Annotated in this window: 13 protein-coding genes; 6 read left to right on the top strand and 7 right to left on the bottom strand. The window is 45.2% G+C overall.

The features are described 5' to 3' along the window. Window positions 1–171: 171 nt before the first annotated feature. Window positions 172–2,958, top strand: a complete 2,787-nt coding sequence (gene polA, locus UQW94_RS21945) for a DNA polymerase I (protein WP_213964346.1) — start codon at window positions 172–174, stop codon at window positions 2,956–2,958. A 747-nt stretch (window positions 2,959–3,705) separates the two neighbouring features. On the opposite strand, the gene yihA is transcribed toward polA, so the two are convergent. Next, a complete protein-coding gene (yihA, locus tag UQW94_RS21940) occupies window positions 3,706–4,365 on the bottom strand; it encodes a ribosome biogenesis GTP-binding protein YihA/YsxC (RefSeq protein ID WP_017635019.1) in 660 nt (219 codons plus the stop codon). 159 nt (window positions 4,366–4,524) lie between these two features. On the opposite strand from yihA, the gene UQW94_RS21935 reads away from it, so the two are divergent. The 5 genes from UQW94_RS21935 to hemN all read left to right on the top strand — a co-directional run bounded on the left by UQW94_RS21935 (window position 4,525) and on the right by hemN (window position 9,234). Continuing rightward, a complete protein-coding gene (locus UQW94_RS21935) occupies window positions 4,525–5,142 on the top strand; it encodes a c-type cytochrome (protein ID WP_005379248.1) in 618 nt (205 codons plus the stop codon). A gap of 839 nt (window positions 5,143–5,981) precedes the next feature. Continuing rightward, window positions 5,982–6,620, top strand: a complete 639-nt coding sequence (locus tag UQW94_RS21930; protein WP_005379250.1) for a class I SAM-dependent methyltransferase — start codon at window positions 5,982–5,984, stop codon at window positions 6,618–6,620. Continuing rightward, window positions 6,620–7,162, top strand: coding sequence for a Der GTPase-activating protein YihI (gene yihI / locus UQW94_RS21925; RefSeq protein WP_005379252.1), 543 nt, complete (start codon window positions 6,620–6,622; stop codon window positions 7,160–7,162). Before UQW94_RS21930 ends, yihI begins: the two co-directional genes overlap by 1 nt. 7 nt (window positions 7,163–7,169) lie before the next feature. Next, on the top strand, window positions 7,170–7,658 hold the full coding sequence (locus tag UQW94_RS21920; protein ID WP_154204921.1) for a DUF2489 domain-containing protein: 489 nt from the start codon (window positions 7,170–7,172) through the stop codon (window positions 7,656–7,658). A gap of 184 nt (window positions 7,659–7,842) precedes the next feature. After that, window positions 7,843–9,234, top strand: coding sequence for an oxygen-independent coproporphyrinogen III oxidase (gene hemN / locus UQW94_RS21915; protein ID WP_017821952.1), 1,392 nt, complete (start codon window positions 7,843–7,845; stop codon window positions 9,232–9,234). 69 nt (window positions 9,235–9,303) lie between these two features. Here the strand turns inward: hemN and add are convergent, their stop codons facing one another. The 6 genes from add to glnA all read right to left on the bottom strand — a co-directional run bounded on the left by add (window position 9,304) and on the right by glnA (window position 17,931). Then, window positions 9,304–10,308, bottom strand: a complete 1,005-nt coding sequence (gene add, locus UQW94_RS21910; protein ID WP_005379257.1) for an adenosine deaminase — start codon at window positions 10,306–10,308, stop codon at window positions 9,304–9,306. A 147-nt stretch (window positions 10,309–10,455) separates the two neighbouring features. Further along, on the bottom strand, window positions 10,456–13,002 hold the full coding sequence (locus tag UQW94_RS21905; protein ID WP_171345952.1) for an EAL domain-containing protein: 2,547 nt from the start codon (window positions 13,000–13,002) through the stop codon (window positions 10,456–10,458). Between the two features lie 102 nt (window positions 13,003–13,104). After that, window positions 13,105–14,508, bottom strand: coding sequence for a nitrogen regulation protein NR(I) (gene glnG, locus UQW94_RS21900; protein ID WP_005379267.1), 1,404 nt, complete (start codon window positions 14,506–14,508; stop codon window positions 13,105–13,107). Between the two features lie 57 nt (window positions 14,509–14,565). Then, the gene (gene glnL / locus UQW94_RS21895; RefSeq protein WP_017821940.1) at window positions 14,566–15,612 is read right to left on the bottom strand and encodes a nitrogen regulation protein NR(II); all 1,047 of its coding nucleotides are present in this window, start codon (window positions 15,610–15,612) and stop codon (window positions 14,566–14,568) included. A gap of 132 nt (window positions 15,613–15,744) precedes the next feature. Beyond that, a complete protein-coding gene (locus tag UQW94_RS21890) occupies window positions 15,745–16,326 on the bottom strand; it encodes a DUF4124 domain-containing protein (RefSeq protein WP_130544867.1) in 582 nt (193 codons plus the stop codon). 195 nt (window positions 16,327–16,521) lie between these two features. Next, window positions 16,522–17,931 (bottom strand): glutamate--ammonia ligase, encoded by a 1,410-nt coding sequence (glnA, locus tag UQW94_RS21885; protein ID WP_005379275.1) that lies wholly within the window; start codon window positions 17,929–17,931, stop codon window positions 16,522–16,524. Window positions 17,932–18,198 lie beyond the last annotated feature (267 nt).

The following is an 18,198-nucleotide window of genomic DNA, read 5'->3' as shown; positions in this document are numbered from 1 at the left end:
GATAACCAGTGGATAATTTCTATAAACAGAGTTATCCACAGGAGGTGGTGTTTTCGTGAATAAAGTCGGAAAAATTTACGCGACCTAGATCGAGCGAACAAGATAGATTCGGATCAGCAGTCATGGCATCCTAGGCAGATCTCTCAAGTACTGAATTGGATACAGACAATTATGGCAAGTATTCCTGAAAATCCGTTGATCCTTATCGACGGCTCTTCTTACCTATATCGCGCTTTTCACGCCTACCCGGGCACCATGAGCAATGGTGAAATTCCAACTAATGCCGTTTACGGCGTCGTGAACATGTTACGCAGCATGATGCGTCAGTTTGCGTCTGAGCGCATCGCGGTGGTTTTCGATGCAAAGGGAAAAACCTTTCGTGATGATATGTATGCAGAATACAAAGCGAATCGTCCGCCAATGCCGGATGACCTGCGTTGTCAAATTGAACCATTACACAATGTTATTCGTGCAATGGGTTTGCCGCTGATCTGTGTTCCTGGCGTCGAGGCGGATGACGTCATCGGTACGTTAGCATACCAAGCATCACAAAAGGGCATGCCTGTATTGATCAGTACTGGTGATAAAGACATGGCGCAGCTAGTGGATGATAACATTACCTTGATCAACACCATGACGAACGTCGTAATGGATCGTGAAGGTGTGGTTGAAAAGTTTGGCATTCCACCTGAGTTGATCATCGACTACTTAGCACTGATGGGCGATAAAGTAGATAACATTCCTGGTGTACCGGGTGTCGGTGATAAAACAGCGACCGCACTACTGCAAGGTATTGGTGGTCTGACGAAGTTGTATGAAAACCTCGATGATATTGCAGGGCTTGGTTTCCGTGGTTCTAAAACCATGGCGAAAAAGCTCATCGACAACAAAGAAAATGCCATGCTTTCGTATGAGCTCGCGACCATCAAATTGGATGTTGAGCTTGAGGAAACGCCAGAATCATTGCTGAAAGCGGAACCAAATAAAGACGAATTAGTGAAGCTGTATGGCCAACTGACGTTTAAATCTTGGTTGAATGAACTACTTGAAGGCGGTTCTGGATCTGTGGAGGCCGTAGAGCTTGCAGGATCTTCACAAGCTTCTTCTTCTCAAGCCGAGATGGAAACTTCTGCGGTAACAATCGATCGCAGCCAATATGAAACAATTCTGGATAAAGAAACCTTCAATGCTTGGCTAGATAAACTTCAAACGGCTGAGCTGTTTGCATTTGATACGGAGACCGATAACCTAGATTACATGCTAGCGAATCTAGTTGGTTTGTCATTCGCTGTCGATGAAGGTATTGCGGCTTATGTGCCAGTTGCACATGACTATTTAGATGCGCCTGAACAGCTTGATCGTGATTGGGTACTAGAACAGCTGAAGCCAATTCTTGAAGATGCAGCGAAAGCAAAAGTCGGTCAAAACTTAAAGTATGATGCGTCTGTACTCGCTCGTTACGACATTGAGCTAAAAGGTATCAAGCACGACACGATGTTGGAATCGTATATCTACAACAGTGTCGGCGGTAAACACGATATGGACAGCTTGGCGCTTCGCTTCCTACAGCACAGCTGCATTTCTTTTGAGCAAATTGCAGGTAAAGGCAAAAATCAGCTTATGTTTAACCAAATCGAACTGGAACAAGCATCGCCATACGCGGCAGAAGATGCGGATGTGACCCTTCGTCTGCACAATCGCTTGTTTGCTAATATCGAGCAGGATGAAAGCCTGAAGACAGTTTACGAAGAGATTGAAATGCCGTTGGTGCCAGTTCTTTCGCGCATTGAACGCACTGGGGTCTTTATTGATGAAATGAAGCTGAGTGCGCAGTCGGTCGAGATTACCGCTCGCCTTGATGAGCTTGAAAAGAAAGCGTACGAAATTGCTGAGCAAGAGTTTAATATGAACTCGCCAAAGCAATTACAAGCCATCCTATTTGAAAAAATGGGTTTACCGGTTGTGAAGAAAACGCCATCAGGCACACCATCGACGAATGAAGAAGTTCTGCAAGAACTCGCGCTAGACTACCCGCTACCAAAACTGATTTTGGAATACCGTGGTTTGGCGAAGCTAAAATCAACTTACACCGACAAACTGCCGAAGATGATCAACCCATCGACGGGACGTGTGCATACTTCTTACCACCAAGCAGTGACTGCAACGGGTCGTCTATCTTCTACTGATCCGAACTTACAGAACATTCCAATTCGTAACGAAGCTGGCCGTCGTATTCGTCAAGCGTTTGTCGCGCCATCAGGGCATAAAATCTTAGCGGTTGACTACTCGCAAATCGAACTACGCATCATGGCGCACCTTTCTGGCGACCAAGCGTTGTTGGATGCATTCCGTGATGGCAAAGATATCCACGCGGCAACCGCAGCAGAAATCATGGGTGTTTCTATTGAAGACGTTTCAAGTGAGCAACGTCGTCGTGCGAAAGCGGTTAATTTCGGTCTTATTTACGGCATGAGTGCGTTTGGTTTGGCGAAGCAATTAGGCATTCCTCGTGGTGAGGCTCAAGCGTACATGGATACATACTTTGAACGTTACCCAGGCGTGATGCAGTACATGGAAGACACACGCAGCACGGCAGCAGATAAAGGGTATGTTGAAACGATTTTTGGTCGACGTTTGCATTTACCAGAAATCAAATCGCGCAACGGGATGCGTCGTAAAGCTGCTGAACGTGCGGCAATCAACGCACCAATGCAAGGTACGGCTGCGGACATCATTAAGAAAGCGATGCTGTTGGTTGATCAGTGGATTCAGGAAGAAGGCAATGGTCGTGTGAAGTTATTAATGCAAGTACACGATGAATTGGTCTTTGAAGTTGAAGAGTCATCATTGTCCGAAATTGAAAGTAAAGTACAGAAATTGATGGAATCTGCAGCAGAGCTAAAAGTACCGTTGGTTGCAGAAGCAGGTCATGGTGATAACTGGGATCAAGCTCATTAGTCATTTTTAGACCAAAATAACCAATTAATTATGAGCCAGCGCACAAACGCTGGCTTTTTTTTGAGATTAAAAAAGCTAGCGCAAAGTTAACTTTGATGTTGCTTAATAAAAGTTTCATGAAAAAAAACTACAAAAATTCTTTGCAATTCTGACCAATTGTTGTACATTAATACTCGTAGGGTACAGAGGTAAGATGTTCTATCTTTCAGACCTTTTGTTTCACGTTATTGGATTAGGCTGATTCAGCCGCCCCAGTCAGTTTTTGACTGGGGCGTTTTTTATTGGGCGAAAGAAAATTATTCTTTTGGATCAGTAGCTTAAAGTAAGCCTTCAAAAACCTTCTTTTTTGACCTTTCTAAGTCACTGCAAAATCTCGATTTTTCCTTCAAATTTATTGCGTTATTCATCCTGTAAATTTACGCCAGTCACACTATTATTTTTTCTTGAAAGAAACTAAGTTACATCTTTTTGAAGATTTGCTTGGCTTAACTGTCTGAATTGTAACGCTATTGGGTGTTTTTGGAGTGAATGTTTGGTGATACACAGGAAACAAGAGCGCTTTTTAACCTATTGAAATCGAATCTCAGTTCAGCAATGCTTCGTCACATAACAATAATTACCAATTTTTCTCTCCCGTTATCCCTGCCAGGAAGGCGGGGATTTTTATTGCCTGTTATTTAGTTCAGATAAACAAAAGCCCCACCAAATGGCAGGGCCGTGTCGAAGAAATTTAACAAATATTGTTAATTATTCTTCATCGCTCGCTGGTATCTCTTGTTCGTCTTCTTCTATCAGGTGTGCTAGTGCTGGTGCAAACCAGGTATCCAGTTTTGCACGTAGCTGATCGACACCTAATCCTTTCAGTGAAGAGAACACATCAACAGAAACGTCACCACCGAAAGTTTCTACTTGCTTACGAACTTTCAGTAGAGTTTGTTTGCGTGCACCACTTTTTAGTTTATCTGCTTTGGTTAGCAAAACCTGCACAGGAATGTGGCTATCGATGGCCCAGAAAATCATTTGTTGGTCGAGATCTTTCATTGGATGACGAATGTCCATTAGAACCACTAAGCCTTTTAGGCACTCGCGTTTCTGTAGGTATTCACCCAAAGATTTCTGCCATTTGTTTTTCATCTCTACCGGTACTTGAGCAAAACCGTATCCAGGTAGATCGACAATGTGACAACCTTCTTCTACTTTGAAAAGGTTGATTAATTGCGTACGACCAGGTGTCTTTGATGTCTTGGCTAAGCTTTTTTGATTAGTTAGACGGTTAAGTGCACTCGATTTACCAGCGTTTGAGCGTCCTGCAAACGCAATTTCGACACCTTCGTCTTCCGGCAGGTGACGAATATCGGGTGCGCTGGTGATGAAATGCGTATTTTGGTAATGAATTTTTACGCTCACTGTTAACTCCATCTCGACTTTGTGTAGTCGATTGATTACTTTTTTGTGAAAATGTGTAAAATAACCGTGCTCGGCATAAGGTCGCCTATTGTACCATGAGTGTACGCGGTATGTTCACATTCCGTGGTACTGGAAGCTTGATAATTATAATGGAATGTCATGAAGAAATTAGCGCTAATTTTGAGTCTTTTAGCCAGTTGCTCAGTATGGGCCCAAGGTAATATTGAGGCTGGTAAAGCAAAATCACAAACCTGTGTCGCCTGTCACGGAGCAGATGGCAACAGTGCAATAACAACGTACCCGAAACTCGCAGGCCAACACGCTAAGTATCTTGAGAAGCAGTTAAAAGAACTTAAGCTAGGCATGACAAGTGGTGGTAAACAAGGTCGTTACGATCCTGTAATGAGTGGTATGGCAATGCCACTGAGCGATGAAGATATCGCAGACCTATCTGCTTACTACGCTTCGCTACCAGTTTCAGAAAACTCAACACCTGAAGATGTAGTAGCAAAAGGCAAAACGCTTTATACCGCTGGTGATGCCGAGCGTGGCCTAACCGCATGTATTGCATGTCATGGTCCTCGTGGCAATGGTACTGAGCTTTCAGGTTTCCCGAAAATTTCTGGTCAGCATGCTGACTACATCAAAGCTCAGCTAGAAAAATTCCGTGATGGCGACCGTGGTAATGATATGAATGCCATGATGCGCGACATCGCGAAGAAAATGACAGACGAAGATATCGAAGTGCTGTCTAAATACGTTGGCGGTCTGCACTAATATACCTAAATCGCTCAAGAACCTGCATCTTGAGCTGGTTGGGTAGATGTCCCTACATCGTTCGAGCAACTTGTACAAAAATGCCCTAGTGAATCCACTAGGGCATTTTTGTTCGTGACAGATATCACAGTCGAGTTTGGATGCGAAAGCGATAGTTGGCTCGGCAGTTTGTGAGACATTTGCCATACTTGATGTTGGCTTTTTCTTGTTAGTGTTTTTAAGTTTTTGATTAAATGATAATTTTGATTTTTTAGAAAAATAGGCGGATTATTTTTTCAACCCATTACTTGTGAGCATAACGGGATGGCGTAAAGTAGAAGTCGTTCACAGGGAGTGAATGTAAGGATTTAAGACCACGGTTTAGGTCTCCAAGGATGTAGCTCGGATGCTTGGTGATTTAGAAAGGGATTTAGATAGGTAGGGAGCCTATCAGATAAGGATGGTCATCTCGTCTGACGGTTAAGACAGTGAAACGGATCAGGCACAGGAAGTTGCTCAGTAGACAGGAAGTAAACGGATAGCCAAAACTCATCAGGAAGATGAAAAACAACTCTTTTTGGCAGGGAAAGCTCTAAAAACAAAGGGATCATTGGTGCACCAAATGTGTGCAACACAGTTTCGCCAATTGATGGCACTTAGAAAGCGACAGTCTGACTGTCGCTTTTTTTATATCCGTTGACTTGCTCAGTCGTAACTTGAATTGAGATTACAGCACTTACTTTAGCTTTATAGGTTGTAAACAAAGTTTTTTAACAAAAATTGCTGAAAAAATACTCAACAACACTCCAATCCGAGTTCACTTTCTGGTATGTTTCGCATCCCTGTTTGAGGAAGTCAGCATGCATACCTGTCCTTTATGCCAAAATCAGCGCACTCACCATTATTTTGAAGATAAGCGTCGTGAATATCTTCAATGTGAGCAGTGCAGCTTGGTATTCGTAAATCCAGACCAACGTTTGGATGCGGAAAGCGAAAAAGCTCACTATGATTTGCATGAGAACAACCCCGATGATTTGGGTTACCGACGCTTTTTGTCGCGTATTGCTGACCCGATCACAGAGCGAATTTCTCCACAATCAAATGGTATCGACTTTGGTTGTGGTCCTGGCCCAACGCTCTCCTTGATGCTGGAAGAGGCGGGGCACAACATGGCGTTGTACGATCTCTACTACCACCCTGATACGTCGGTTTTAGAAAAAACGTACGACTTCATGACAGCAACAGAGGTGATAGAGCACCTCTACCACCCAGATTTGGTGTGGAAGCAATGGTTGAATTTAGTTAAGCCAGGGGGCTGGATAGGCCTGATGACGAAAATGGTCATCGACGTGGAGGCTTTCAAATCATGGCATTATAAGAACGATCTCACTCACGTAGTGTTCTTTAGTCGTGACACGTTCCAGTTCCTAGCAGAGCGGGATAAGCTCGAACTCGAATTTATTGGTAATGATGTAATTTTACTGAGGAAACCCCAGTAATGAGCCGTAGTAAAAAATCTAGAAAACCGGGTGCCGCTGGTGCACCTGAGTTTGTTGTAACTCGTAACCGTACAGAATCTGATGTGGAAGGCCGCTTACGCAAGCGTGCTAAAAAGCGTAAAGGTCTGAAAACGGGTAACCGTAACTCAGAAGTTAACGAGCAGAAAAAGCAAGCTGCTGCACAAAATCGCGACCCGCGCTTAGGCAGCAAAAAGAAAATACCTCTGATTGTTGAACCTGCGAAGAAAATGACGAAGCAAGAGCGTCGTTTGTCGGCAGAGCAAGAACTAGAGATGCTAGAAAATGACGCGCAATTGAACGTGTTGCTAGACCGTATTGAAGCGGGTGAAAACCTGGGCACAGGTCTACAGAAATTCGTCGATGAGAAACTCGATCGCATTGAGAAGCTAATGGACCAACTAGGTTTGTTGGAACCTGAAGAAGAGGAAGACTTCACTGCACCTGCTGAGAAAAGCACGCGCAACGATGATGACTTGCTGGCAGATTTCGACGACATTAATTTCGACGACTATAAAGGATAATTAAGCTATGAATGTAACCTTATTAGCTATTGCTGGTGTTGTGATTATCATCGCACTCGCTTCTTATGCAGGTTACCTTCTGCTTCAATTGAAAAAGCAAAAGGAATTGCAGCTGAAGCATCAAAAATTGGCGATAGACAAACGTAACGCCAACATTTTTGAGAATGTGCATACTTTGTGTCAGGCGGGCATTCAAGGCCAGTGCGATTTATCTGAAATCAGTATCCGGGTGTATAACATCATGGATTATGTACAAGGTGAAGACCGCGTTGATTTCGATAAAACGTACCCTGCGATTTCTGAGCTTTACCACATCGTGAAAGATATGGCGCGTGGCGAAGAACGCCAAAAAATTGCCAAGAAAGAGCGTATGCAACAGAACTTGACGCGTCATAAAGCGGAAAGCCGCCTCACTGATGCGATTATTGAGGAGCTCAAAGTGTTGCAGAAAAACGTCCAGCCACTGAATAATCAAATCAATATTCAGATGATTTAAGCGCGACCCTCAATAGTCTCCTTATGACTAATGGGGGTATCGTGATCACGCTAGCACTTCTTTAGTTTTATACTTAAAAAGCCAGTCGGCGTTGCCACGCTTGTCATCGTCGTATGGCAAAATAGCGGCTCTGAATATCGGGTGACGGCTTTCGTTGCCCTAGCATTTAACGGAAAGTACCACCATGTCGAATCAACACACTGAATCGAAACAGCAAATCGTCTGGGATCAAGCGGTATTGGATAAGTACAACTATTCCGGGCCTCGTTATACGTCGTACCCAACGGCGCTGGAGTTTCATGAAGCGTTCACCATTTCTGATTATGATATGGCATGCACTCAATACCCAGAACGCCCATTATCGCTGTACGTACACATTCCGTTCTGTCACAAGCTTTGTTACTACTGTGGATGTAATAAAGTCATTACGCGCCACTCGCACAAAGCGGATGAATACCTCGACGTGCTTGAACACGAAATTCGTCAACGTGCTGCATTACTTGTTGGTCGCACCGTGACGCAATTGCATTTTGGTGGTGGTACACCGACGTTTCTCTCTGAAAAGCAAATCACGCGTGTAATGAGCCTGCTACGCCAAGAGTTTACTTTTAGTAGCGATGCTGAAATCAGTATCGAGGTTGACCCGCGTGAAATCGAGCTGACCATGCTGGATCATCTGCGTAGTGAAGGCTTCAATCGCTTGAGCATCGGTGTTCAGGACTTCAACAAAGAAGTGCAAAAACTGGTGAATCGTGAGCAAGATGAAGAGTTCATCGTTGCGATGGTTGCGCGCGCAAAAGAGTTAGGCTTTCGTTCGACGAACCTAGATTTGATTTACGGTTTACCGAAGCAGACCAAAGAATCTTTTGCCAAGACTCTAGAACAAGTGCTAGAGATGCAGCCGGGCCGTCTATCCGTGTTTAACTACGCGCACATGCCACAGCTATTTGCAGCGCAGCGTAAGATTAAAGACGAAGATCTGCCAAAGGCAGAAGAGAAGATGGCGATTCTGCAAGACACCATCGCGACACTGACTGATGCTGGCTACCAATTTATCGGTATGGACCACTTTGCTTTGCCGGACGATGAACTTGCTGTTGCCCAGCGCGAAGGTATTTTGCATCGCAATTTCCAAGGCTACACCACACAAGGTGAATGTGACTTGGTTGGCTTTGGTGTTTCTGCAATCTCGATGATCGGCGATGCGTACGCGCAAAACCAGAAAGAGCTGAAGAAATACTACGCTCAAGTCAACGAACTTCGTCACGCTCTATGGAAAGGGGTCTCTCTGGACTCTGATGATTTGCTCCGTCGTGAAGTGATTAAGCAGCTGATTTGTAACTTCAAGTTAGACAAGAAAGCCATTGAGTCTGAGTTTAAAGTGAGGTTTGAACAGTACTTTAAAGAAGACTTACAGCTACTTCAGACCTTCATCAACGATGAGCTGGTGGAAGTGGATGACAATGAAATTCGTGTGACGCTGCGAGGTCGTTTGTTGATCCGTAATATTTGTATGAGCTTCGATAAGTACCTGCGAGCGAAGGCGCGTCAGCAACAATTCTCTCGTGTTATTTAATCAGAGATACAGATTCAAGATATAAAAAATGCCAGCAGATGCTGGCATTTTTTTATGTTTTCGCTGGATTTAAGCGCGATCTTTTACTTTTTCTCTCAGTTCCGCTTTTTCTGCTTCTGAAAGGAACGCAATCTCAAGGCCATTGATTTGCGCTTGGCGAATCTGGTCTTGGCTCAGACCAGCGGCTGGTGCCGCTACTTCGTATTCGTATGGCAGTTCGATGCCTTCAACCGCTGGATCGTCAGTGTTCAGACACGCAAGAACGCCATGCTCTAGGAACTGCTTGAGAGGGTGGTTTTCTAGCGTTTCTACCGTACTTGTTTGGTAGTTTGACGTCAGGCAAGATTCAATACCAATGCGGTTTTCTGCTAGGTAATCCATCAGTTTTGGATCGTGAATCGCTTTTACGCCGTGACCGATACGAGTTGCGCCCAGCTCATTGATTGCTTGCCACATGCTCTCTGCACCTGCTGCTTCACCAGCATGGACCGTTACCCCAAGGCCAGCATCGCGTACTTGCTTGAAGTGAGACACAAAGCGATCACCCGGTTGGCCTAGCTCGTCACCCGCAAGGTCGACGGCAACGATGTGATCTTTCTGGCTCAGAATGCCGTCCAGTTCTTGTTGACATGCGTCAGTGCCAAATGTGCGACTCATGATACCGATCAGGTTGGCTTTCACGCCAAAATCGCGCATACCCGCTTGCACACCGTCCACGACGGCTTCAACAACCCCCGCTACTGGTAGTTTGTGTTTCATCGCCATGTAGTAAGGAGAGAAACGCAGCTCTGCGTAATCGATTTGTGCGTTTAGCGCGTCTTCTACGTTTTCGTACGCGACACGACGACATGCATCTAGATCGCCCAGTACAGCAACACCCCAGTCGAGCTTAGAAAGGAAAGCAACAAGAGAGGGTTCCGCTTCGACAATTTGAACGTGAGGAGTGAGAGACTCAATATCGTACGCTGGTAGGGCAATGCCAAACTTTTGGCCTAGCTCAAGAATCGTTTTAGTACGAATGTTACCGTCGAGGTGACGGTGCAAATCAGTAAGAGGAAGGTTCTTCGTTATCATTTTGTCGATCCGGATAGTTATGAACTGGAACAGGGCCCAAACATCATCTGTGACAATACATGGGTAAGATTTGCAGTTAAGTATAAATAACAGTTGGGTAGATTGTCAGTAGAGGATGACTAGGAAATCAACGATTCTCGCTCTTTTCTACTTCATGTTCACCAAATGTGTTGGCCATTCTTCTAGTGGCATAGGGCGGCTGTAATAGAAGCCTTGCACCTGATTACAGCCTAAAGAGCGCAGTAATTGTGCTTGATTGCTATCCTCGACACCTTCCGCGACGACATTAGTTTTGAGACCTGCTGTGATATTGATGACGGCAGCGACGACTGAACTGTTTAAGTTTTCTTGTGTGAGTTGATTGATGAAGGTGCGATCAATCTTCAAGCAAGTAAACGGTAGAGAGTGGAGGTAACCCAGTGATGAGTAACCGGTGCCAAAGTCATCTATCGCGATACCAATACCCATTTCACGCAGTTTAGTCATATTTTCTAGTGTGGTCGGTGCGCTATCAATGATACGTGATTCTGTGATCTCTAGTGTGAGGTTACTTGCTGGTAATTTCGTGATATCCAATACGCTTGTCACCGTATCAACAAAACTTGGGCAAGATAGTTGATTAACGGAGATATTCACATGCAGTTGGAAGTCCGACGGCCACTGTTTGCTTTCGATCGCTTGGTAAGTGTCGCGACAAGCTTGTAACAGAATCTGTTGGCCGATGGCTTTGATCATGCCGCTTTCTTCCGCGATTGGGATAAAATCTAATGGTGACACCATACCTGAGTCGCTATGCCAACGCGCAAGTGCTTCGGCGCCACACACTGTGCCACTGACGAGATCCACAATCGGTTGGTAATGAGGAATAAACTCTCGGTTTTCAATGCCAGTTTGGATCTTGGTCAGCATTTGCGTACGAAACTTTGAAGCGCTCGCTAGTTCTGGGCTGTAGTGACAAACACCAGTCAGTGAGTCTTGTTTGGCGTAACTTAATGCGATGCTGGCGTTGCGTAACCATAAAGGCATGGTTTCGTTTGGCTGGGTTTGTACAATACCAAGTGAAATCTTCATCACTACATTCTCGCCTTCCACCATAAATGGGGTGGAAAAGAGTTGCTGTAATCGACGCTCGGTTTGTTTAATTTTGGTTTCAGTGTCGACATTTGAGAGAAACACCGCGAATTCGTCACCACCAATCCGAGCCAATAATGCGTTGTCACGAAACTGCTGTTTTAACCTTTTAGCGATGCTGACCAACAACTGGTCGCCGTTGTGATGACCCACACTGTCGTTGATATCTCTAAATTTGTTGATGCCAAGTAAAAATAAACTGCCGTGACAAAGATGAGACTGATTTTCACAGATTTCGACCAAACCCTGACGACTATATAAGCGTGTCAGAGAGTCATAAACCAACTGTTCACGCAATGCTTTGAATGAAGCTCTTAGATTGTTCGCCATTTCATTAAAAGCATGGACCAGTACGGTTGTCTCATACACATAACCAGGCTTTGGCATGCCGCTATCCCAATCCCCATTTGCCAGGTGCTGAGCGGCGGCGGCAGTCGCGTTAATTGGTCTGGTAACTCGGTTGAAAATGATCCAACTGATGGCGATCCCAAATAGGCTTACAATAATGCCAACGAGCCAACTCTCTTGCTGGCTTTTTGGTAACAGGCCGAGAAGCTCGGACTCCGAAATGGAGGTGCCAATAAACCATGTTAAGCCATCTTGGTCTCGATACGGGGTTAGCCGACTGAAAATACGTTGTCCATCATGTTCAAATGAAAAAGTATAAGGTTGCTTGGTGTTGTTGAGATCGAAAGACCGGACGCGGCTCGCACTGATTTTGATGATCGGGTCTGCGTTTTCAGCGGCAAGCAAACGCTGCCCTTTATCCGAAAATTTTGTGCCCCATGAGATGACGCTTCCCGGGCCTGAGTGAGCGATTAAACGATGATCTGGGTCCATGATGTAGACCGACGCTTTAGTGTTGTATTTTAACTCGCGCAGGAACTCGTTGAATGTATTGATACGAATGTCTGTCACCAAAACACCAGCAAATTGGTCGTGTTTGTACACCGGCGTCATGGCTGATAGCGTAATATCCTGGCGTTCATCAGCGTTGGTATAAATTTCAGACCAAGTGGCGTTTTGGCTCTCTGCAACGGGCTTATACCATGGGCGAGTGCGAGGATCGTATTGGGAGATAACCGTTCGAATGTTGTTACTCACATGGTTGGTTCCATAAATAACCAGATCACCATCGGTGTAGCGATCTTGCACCATTAAGGTGTAATCGTCGGAAAGCTCGCGGCGAAAGCCTGCAAAGTCGCCGTTTTCTGAACCAAATGCGATTACATCCAACTGCGGTATCGATTGGTAAAGATTTTTGAATGCACTTAGCAGGTAGTTTTGAATGTCTGAGGTATCGTGAGGGCGATAAAGGTTGTGATAGCTGACGTTGTGCGCGAGAGCCATAACCGCAGTAAAAGGCTTACGTAGATAGCTATTGAGGTGGTCGTGGACACTTTCGGTTAACACGGAAAGTTGCTTGTCACTGATATCCGTGACCACTTCTTCGTAACTTTGTTTTTGGACGTAGACAATGACACCGATCGCCAGTAAGAAGATCATGACAAATGGAATCAGAACAGCAGTACGCAGTGTAATTTGAGTCGTAGCAGTAGACATCGCCTAATCACATAGATGGTGGTGCGCCACAATTGTACTGATGTTTTTATTAATATCGAGTGACAAACGACGCTCGTTGTTAACGCACCACGTAAGTGATTGTCAGTACAATTCTTTTAATTTTCTGGTGAGTGTATTTCGCCCCCAGCCTAATACTTTAGCGGCATCTTGCTTATGACCTTTAGTGTGCTCTAAGGCTGCTTCTAATAAAATGCGTTCAAATTCTGGTAAAGCGTAAGAAAGTAGTTCTTTATCTCCTGCTGCGAGTGAATGTCGTGCCCAATCCGCCAATTGTTCTTGCCAACTACCATGTGCAGAGTCTGAAATGGATTTTTTCTCTTCGAGTAGTTCGCTTGGCAAGTCATTTGGTAACACTTCGCTACCACTGGCCATAACGGTTAACCAACGGCAAATATTCTCTAATTGACGCACGTTGCCAGGCCAATCAAGACGGTTAAGAATCTCTACGGTCGACGGGTGGAGAGTCTTTGTTTCCACACCAAGCTCATCAGCCGCACGGATAAGAAAATGCTGTGTAAGCTTTTCAATGTCTTGCTTACGCTCACGCAGTGCCGGGATCTGAACGCGAATCACGTTTAAGCGATGAAATAGGTCCTCACGAAAGTCACCTTCGTGCACCAGCTTTTCTAAGTTCTGGTGTGTTGCCGCGACAATTCGTACATCGACACTGATCGGAGAGTGACCGCCCACTCGATAAAACTGCCCGTCAGCTAGAACGCGTAGTAAACGAGTTTGAATGTCCAATGGCATGTCGCCGATTTCGTCTAAAAATAGAGTGCCGCCATTGGCTTGTTCGAATCGTCCTTGACGAACATTGTTTGCCCCCGTAAACGCGCCTTTTTCGTGGCCAAACAGTTCTGATTCAATCAAGTCTTTGGGAATCGCCGCCATATTGAGCGCAATGAAAGGTTTGTTAGCACGTGGACTGTGACGGTGCAGTGCATGAGCAACGAGTTCTTTACCCGTGCCCGATTCACCGTTAATCAAGACTGAAATAGAGGAGCGAGAAAGACGACCAATGGCGCGAAACACCTCTTGCATCGCTGGTGCTTCACCGATAATTTCAGGCGTTTCTGCTGGAATGTCTTCTGGAGAGAGCTGCTCGCGTTTGTTTTCGTGGCTGTGTGCAATGGCTCGTTCAACCAGAGTTAAAGTTTCATCAATATCAAAAGGTTTTGGTAAATATTCAAAAGCACCTTTTTGGTACGCATTCACTGCTGCATCTAAATCTGAGTGCGCGGTCATGATAATCACGGGAAGGTCTGGGTAATCGCGCTGTACTTGTTTTAGTAGCTCCAACCCATCAATACCTGGCATGCGAATGTCTGATACTAGAACATCCGGCACTTCGCGTTCGAGCGCCATTAACACGCTTTCCCCATCGGCATAGGTTTCACATTTGATGTTGGCAGAGGAGAGCGTTTTCTCCATTACCCAGCGAATTGAACTGTCGTCATCAACGACCCAAACATATCCTTTACTCATGTAGTAATCCTTGCAGCAAACCGAAAAACTGACGCGACTTGAAGTCCATTAGCGCACTCAGATCGGCAGATAAATAGTAAATGTTGTGTGACCAGGCCAGCTTTCTACGTCTATTTTTCCATTGTGCTGGTCGATCAAATTTTGCGAAATAGATAGCCCTAATCCGGTTCCTCCCTCGCGGCCACTGACCATGGGATAGAACAGCGTGTCTTGTAGTTCCGGTGGAATACCTGGGCCGTTGTCTGTGATTTCGACACGAGCAGCGAGTTTACAGCGTTTGCCGTGAATATTGGCTTGATGCACCGTTCTGGTGCGAATGGTTATTTTCCCGTGCTCTTGATGGCTAAGAATTTGTGCGGCGTTGCTGACGATATTAAGCATTGCCTGCTCGATTTGGTCTGTATCCATCAAAATCTCTGGCAAGCTTGGGTCATAATCTCGTTCAATGATGATTGAGCGTTGTGACTCTAATTCAACCAGTTGGCGAACCTTTTCAAGAATTTGGTGCAGATTCTCTTGTGTCTTCTTACCTGGCTTTTGCGGTCCTAGTAATCGATCCACGAGCGCCCTTAAACGGTCTGCTTGCTCAATGATGATGTGTGTATATTCGGTGAGAGAGGGCTCTGGCAGCATTTTTTCTAGCAATTGCGCCGCACCGCGTAAGCCGCCAAGCGGATTTTTAATCTCATGTGCAAGCCCTCGGACTAACAGCTTCGCTGCTTGTTGTTGGGCGTGTTGGTTCAGTTCTTGAGAGAGTCGGCGCTGCTGATCAATTTTGCGCATCTCGACCAGAAGCATCAACTGCTTTTGCCAAGTGATAGGGCTAACCGTCACCTCTAGCATTAAAGGGCGGCCATCAACAACGAAAGTGACGTCACTGTCGGTGATGCTTTGGCCACTTTGCAACGGTTGAGTGAGCAGCGCGAGATCCAGCGACGCATGCTGAATCAATTGAGAAAGTGATTGTTCAATAATTCGTTTGGCGCTTTGAGAAAACAGCAATTCGGCAGCCGGATTGGCATAACGGATGGCCAATCCATCATCAAGAATCAGCGTTGCTGTCACCATATTGTTGAGAATGGCACTAGGAAGACTGGTATCCACATTACGTCCTTGTTTTGCTTTAAGATTGTGCGATGCACAATAATGGTGCAATTGAACGTTAAGTATGGCGAATAAATCTTAGAAGAAAAAGTGAAAAGCATCGCTGTGATGTGATTTTTTTCACCAGATATTCTATTTTGCCCCTTTTACGGTCGGCTTAACACTTGCTCTATGTAAATGCACCGTTATAGGGCTAGTAGATGCAATAAGCTTGCCGCTTCTTTTCGCGTGCACAGCAAGTGTGTGAGTGCCTCGGTCAATATTGTTTAACTGCCACACTATATGGTTTTGTGGTGCACCATAAGGTTTTCCATCGAGTAACAATTGCAATTGCTCACCGATACCAAGCTTGCGATTGGTTTCTAATTGAATATTGATGATGCCTCGATTGCTGCGGATGGTCTCGTTGTGCTTGGGAGTCAGCATCGAGAGTTGTAATGGGAGAGGCTTCTCGGTTGTTTTATCTGGCTTGTTTTGTGATGCAGTAGATGGCGTAGTCTGAGGTGCGAGCGATTCAGTACTTTCTACCTCAGGAGCTGGTGCGCTGGCTTCAAGGTTTGGCAGTGCGATCGCTTTTGCTCCTTTGTTTGGCGTATCACTAAAGTGAACCACGCCATTTTCATCTACCCACGTATACGCGACCTGCGCGAAGGCGATAGAGGCGATTAACAATCCGCTGAGTGCACACAGTGATGGAATAAGCTGAACTTTCATTGCTCACCTTCTCTTGTTCGATGATTTCACGTTTCAATGGCTTAGCTCTTTGACCTGTAAGGAAAAATTCTAAGTGTATTTTTATTATCCTCTCATGTTAAACGTCGAAGCTTGACTGGCGAATACAAAAAAGGCCCGCCTGCGAGGCGAGCCTAATATTTTATTGCTGTGTTTACATTTTACACAGTGTCGACCTTACACAGAGTAGTAAAGTTCGAACTCAACAGGGTGAGTTGTCATGTTCACACGCTCTACGTCCTGAGACTTAAGGTCGATGTATGAATCGATGAAGTCGTCAGAGAATACGCCGCCCGCTGTTAAGAACTCACGATCAGCATCTAGCTCTGCTAGCGCGTCTTTTAGTGAGTATGCAACAGTTGGGATTTCTGCTGCTTCTTCAGCTGGAAGATCGTAAAGGTCTTTATCCATCGCTTCGCCTGGGTGGATCTTATTCTTGATACCGTCAAGACCAGCCATAAGCATTGCTGCGAAACATAGGTATGGGTTCGCCGCTGGGTCACCGAAACGAACTTCGATACGACGTGCTTTCGGGCTTGGTACCACTGGGATACGGATTGAAGCAGAGCGGTTACGCGCTGAGTAAGCTAGCATTACTGGTGCTTCGAAGCCTGGTACAAGACGTTTGTACGAGTTGGTTGATGGGTTAGCGAATGCGTTGATTGCACGAGCGTGTTTGATGATACCACCGATGTAGTAAAGCGCCATTTCAGATAGGCCGCCGTACTTGTCACCAGCAAATAGGTTTACGCCATCTTTTGCTAGAGACTGGTGAACGTGCATACCGCTGCCGTTGTCGCCAACAAGTGGTTTAGGCATAAACGTCGCTGTTTTACCAAACGCGTGAGCAACGTTGTGTACAACGTACTTGTAGATTTGGATTTCGTCAGCTTTGGTTGTTAGCGTGTTGAAACGAGTTGCGATTTCGTTTTGACCCGCCGTTGCCACTTCGTGGTGGTGCGCTTCAACAACAAGACCCATTTCTTCCATTACTAGACACATAGCAGAACGGATGTCTTGAGATGAATCTACTGGAGCTACTGGGAAGTAACCACCTTTAACGCCTGGACGGTGACCTTTGTTACCTTCTTCGTAGTCAGAACCTGTGTTCCATGCCGCTTCTACGTCGTCGATCTTGAAGAAAGAGCCTGACATGTCCGTCGAGAACTTCACGTCATCAAATAGGAAAAATTCTGGCTCAGGACCGATAAGTACAGTATCTGCAACACCTGTAGAACGCATGAAGTCTTCAGCGCGTTTTGCGATAGAGCGTGGGTCACGGTCATAGCCTTGCATTGTTGCAGGCTCTAAGATGTCACAACGGATATTTAGTGTTGCGTCTTCCGTGAATGGGTCAAGCACAGCAGAAGATGCGTCAGGCATCATTACCATGTCTGATTCGTTGATACCTTTCCAGCCAGCAACTGATGAACCATCGAACATTTTACCTTCTTCGAAGAAGTCTGCGTCGATTTGGTGAGCAGGGATCGAAATGTGCTGCTCTTTACCTTTTGTATCAGTGAAGCGTAGGTCAACAAACTTAACTTCGTTTTCTTGGATCAGCGATAGAACGTTTTCTACTGACATCTTGGATAACCTCCAGTGTTAATAAGCGGTAAAAGCTCGATTTATGAATTATTCATGAAACCTGGCATTGATTAATCAATTTGACTTTTCATTAATCGATGCTGTTTTAACTAAAGCCAAAACCGTGCCAAAAAAAATATTCCATTAATTTCAAGCAATTGTGTTTTTGAATGCTAGTTTGGTGCACTTGCTTGCACCAAAATGATCTTTGCTTGCACTATTATGGTGCCAAAAATCATTGTTGCACCATAATGTGACAGGTACATT

This window comes from Vibrio sp. PBL-C16 (assembly GCF_034321865.1).
GTDB classification, from domain to species: domain Bacteria; phylum Pseudomonadota; class Gammaproteobacteria; order Enterobacterales; family Vibrionaceae; genus Vibrio; species Vibrio alginolyticus.
Note: the sequence above shows the minus strand (reverse complement) of the source record. Positions and strands in the feature narration are given on the sequence as shown.

Bases quoted from the DNA above. Each gene is read 5' to 3' on its own strand.
- UQW94_RS21890 (WP_130544867.1), bottom strand. From the start codon at position 16,326: ATGAAAGTTCAGCTTATTCCATCACTGTGTGCACTCAGCGGATTGTTA.
- glnA (WP_005379275.1), bottom strand. From the start codon at position 17,931: ATGTCAGTAGAAAACGTTCTATCGCTGATCCAAGAAAACGAAGTTAAG.
- UQW94_RS21905 (WP_171345952.1), bottom strand. From the start codon at position 13,002: ATGTCTACTGCTACGACTCAAATTACACTGCGTACTGCTGTTCTGATT.
- UQW94_RS21935 (WP_005379248.1), top strand. From the start codon at position 4,525: ATGAAGAAATTAGCGCTAATTTTGAGTCTTTTAGCCAGTTGCTCAGTA.
- hemN (WP_017821952.1), top strand. From the start codon at position 7,843: ATGTCGAATCAACACACTGAATCGAAACAGCAAATCGTCTGGGATCAA.
- UQW94_RS21920 (WP_154204921.1), top strand. From the start codon at position 7,170: ATGAATGTAACCTTATTAGCTATTGCTGGTGTTGTGATTATCATCGCA.
- UQW94_RS21930 (WP_005379250.1), top strand. From the start codon at position 5,982: ATGCATACCTGTCCTTTATGCCAAAATCAGCGCACTCACCATTATTTT.
- add (WP_005379257.1), bottom strand. From the start codon at position 10,308: ATGATAACGAAGAACCTTCCTCTTACTGATTTGCACCGTCACCTCGAC.
- polA (WP_213964346.1), top strand. From the start codon at position 172: ATGGCAAGTATTCCTGAAAATCCGTTGATCCTTATCGACGGCTCTTCT.
- yihI (WP_005379252.1), top strand. From the start codon at position 6,620: ATGAGCCGTAGTAAAAAATCTAGAAAACCGGGTGCCGCTGGTGCACCT.
- glnG (WP_005379267.1), bottom strand. From the start codon at position 14,508: ATGAGTAAAGGATATGTTTGGGTCGTTGATGACGACAGTTCAATTCGC.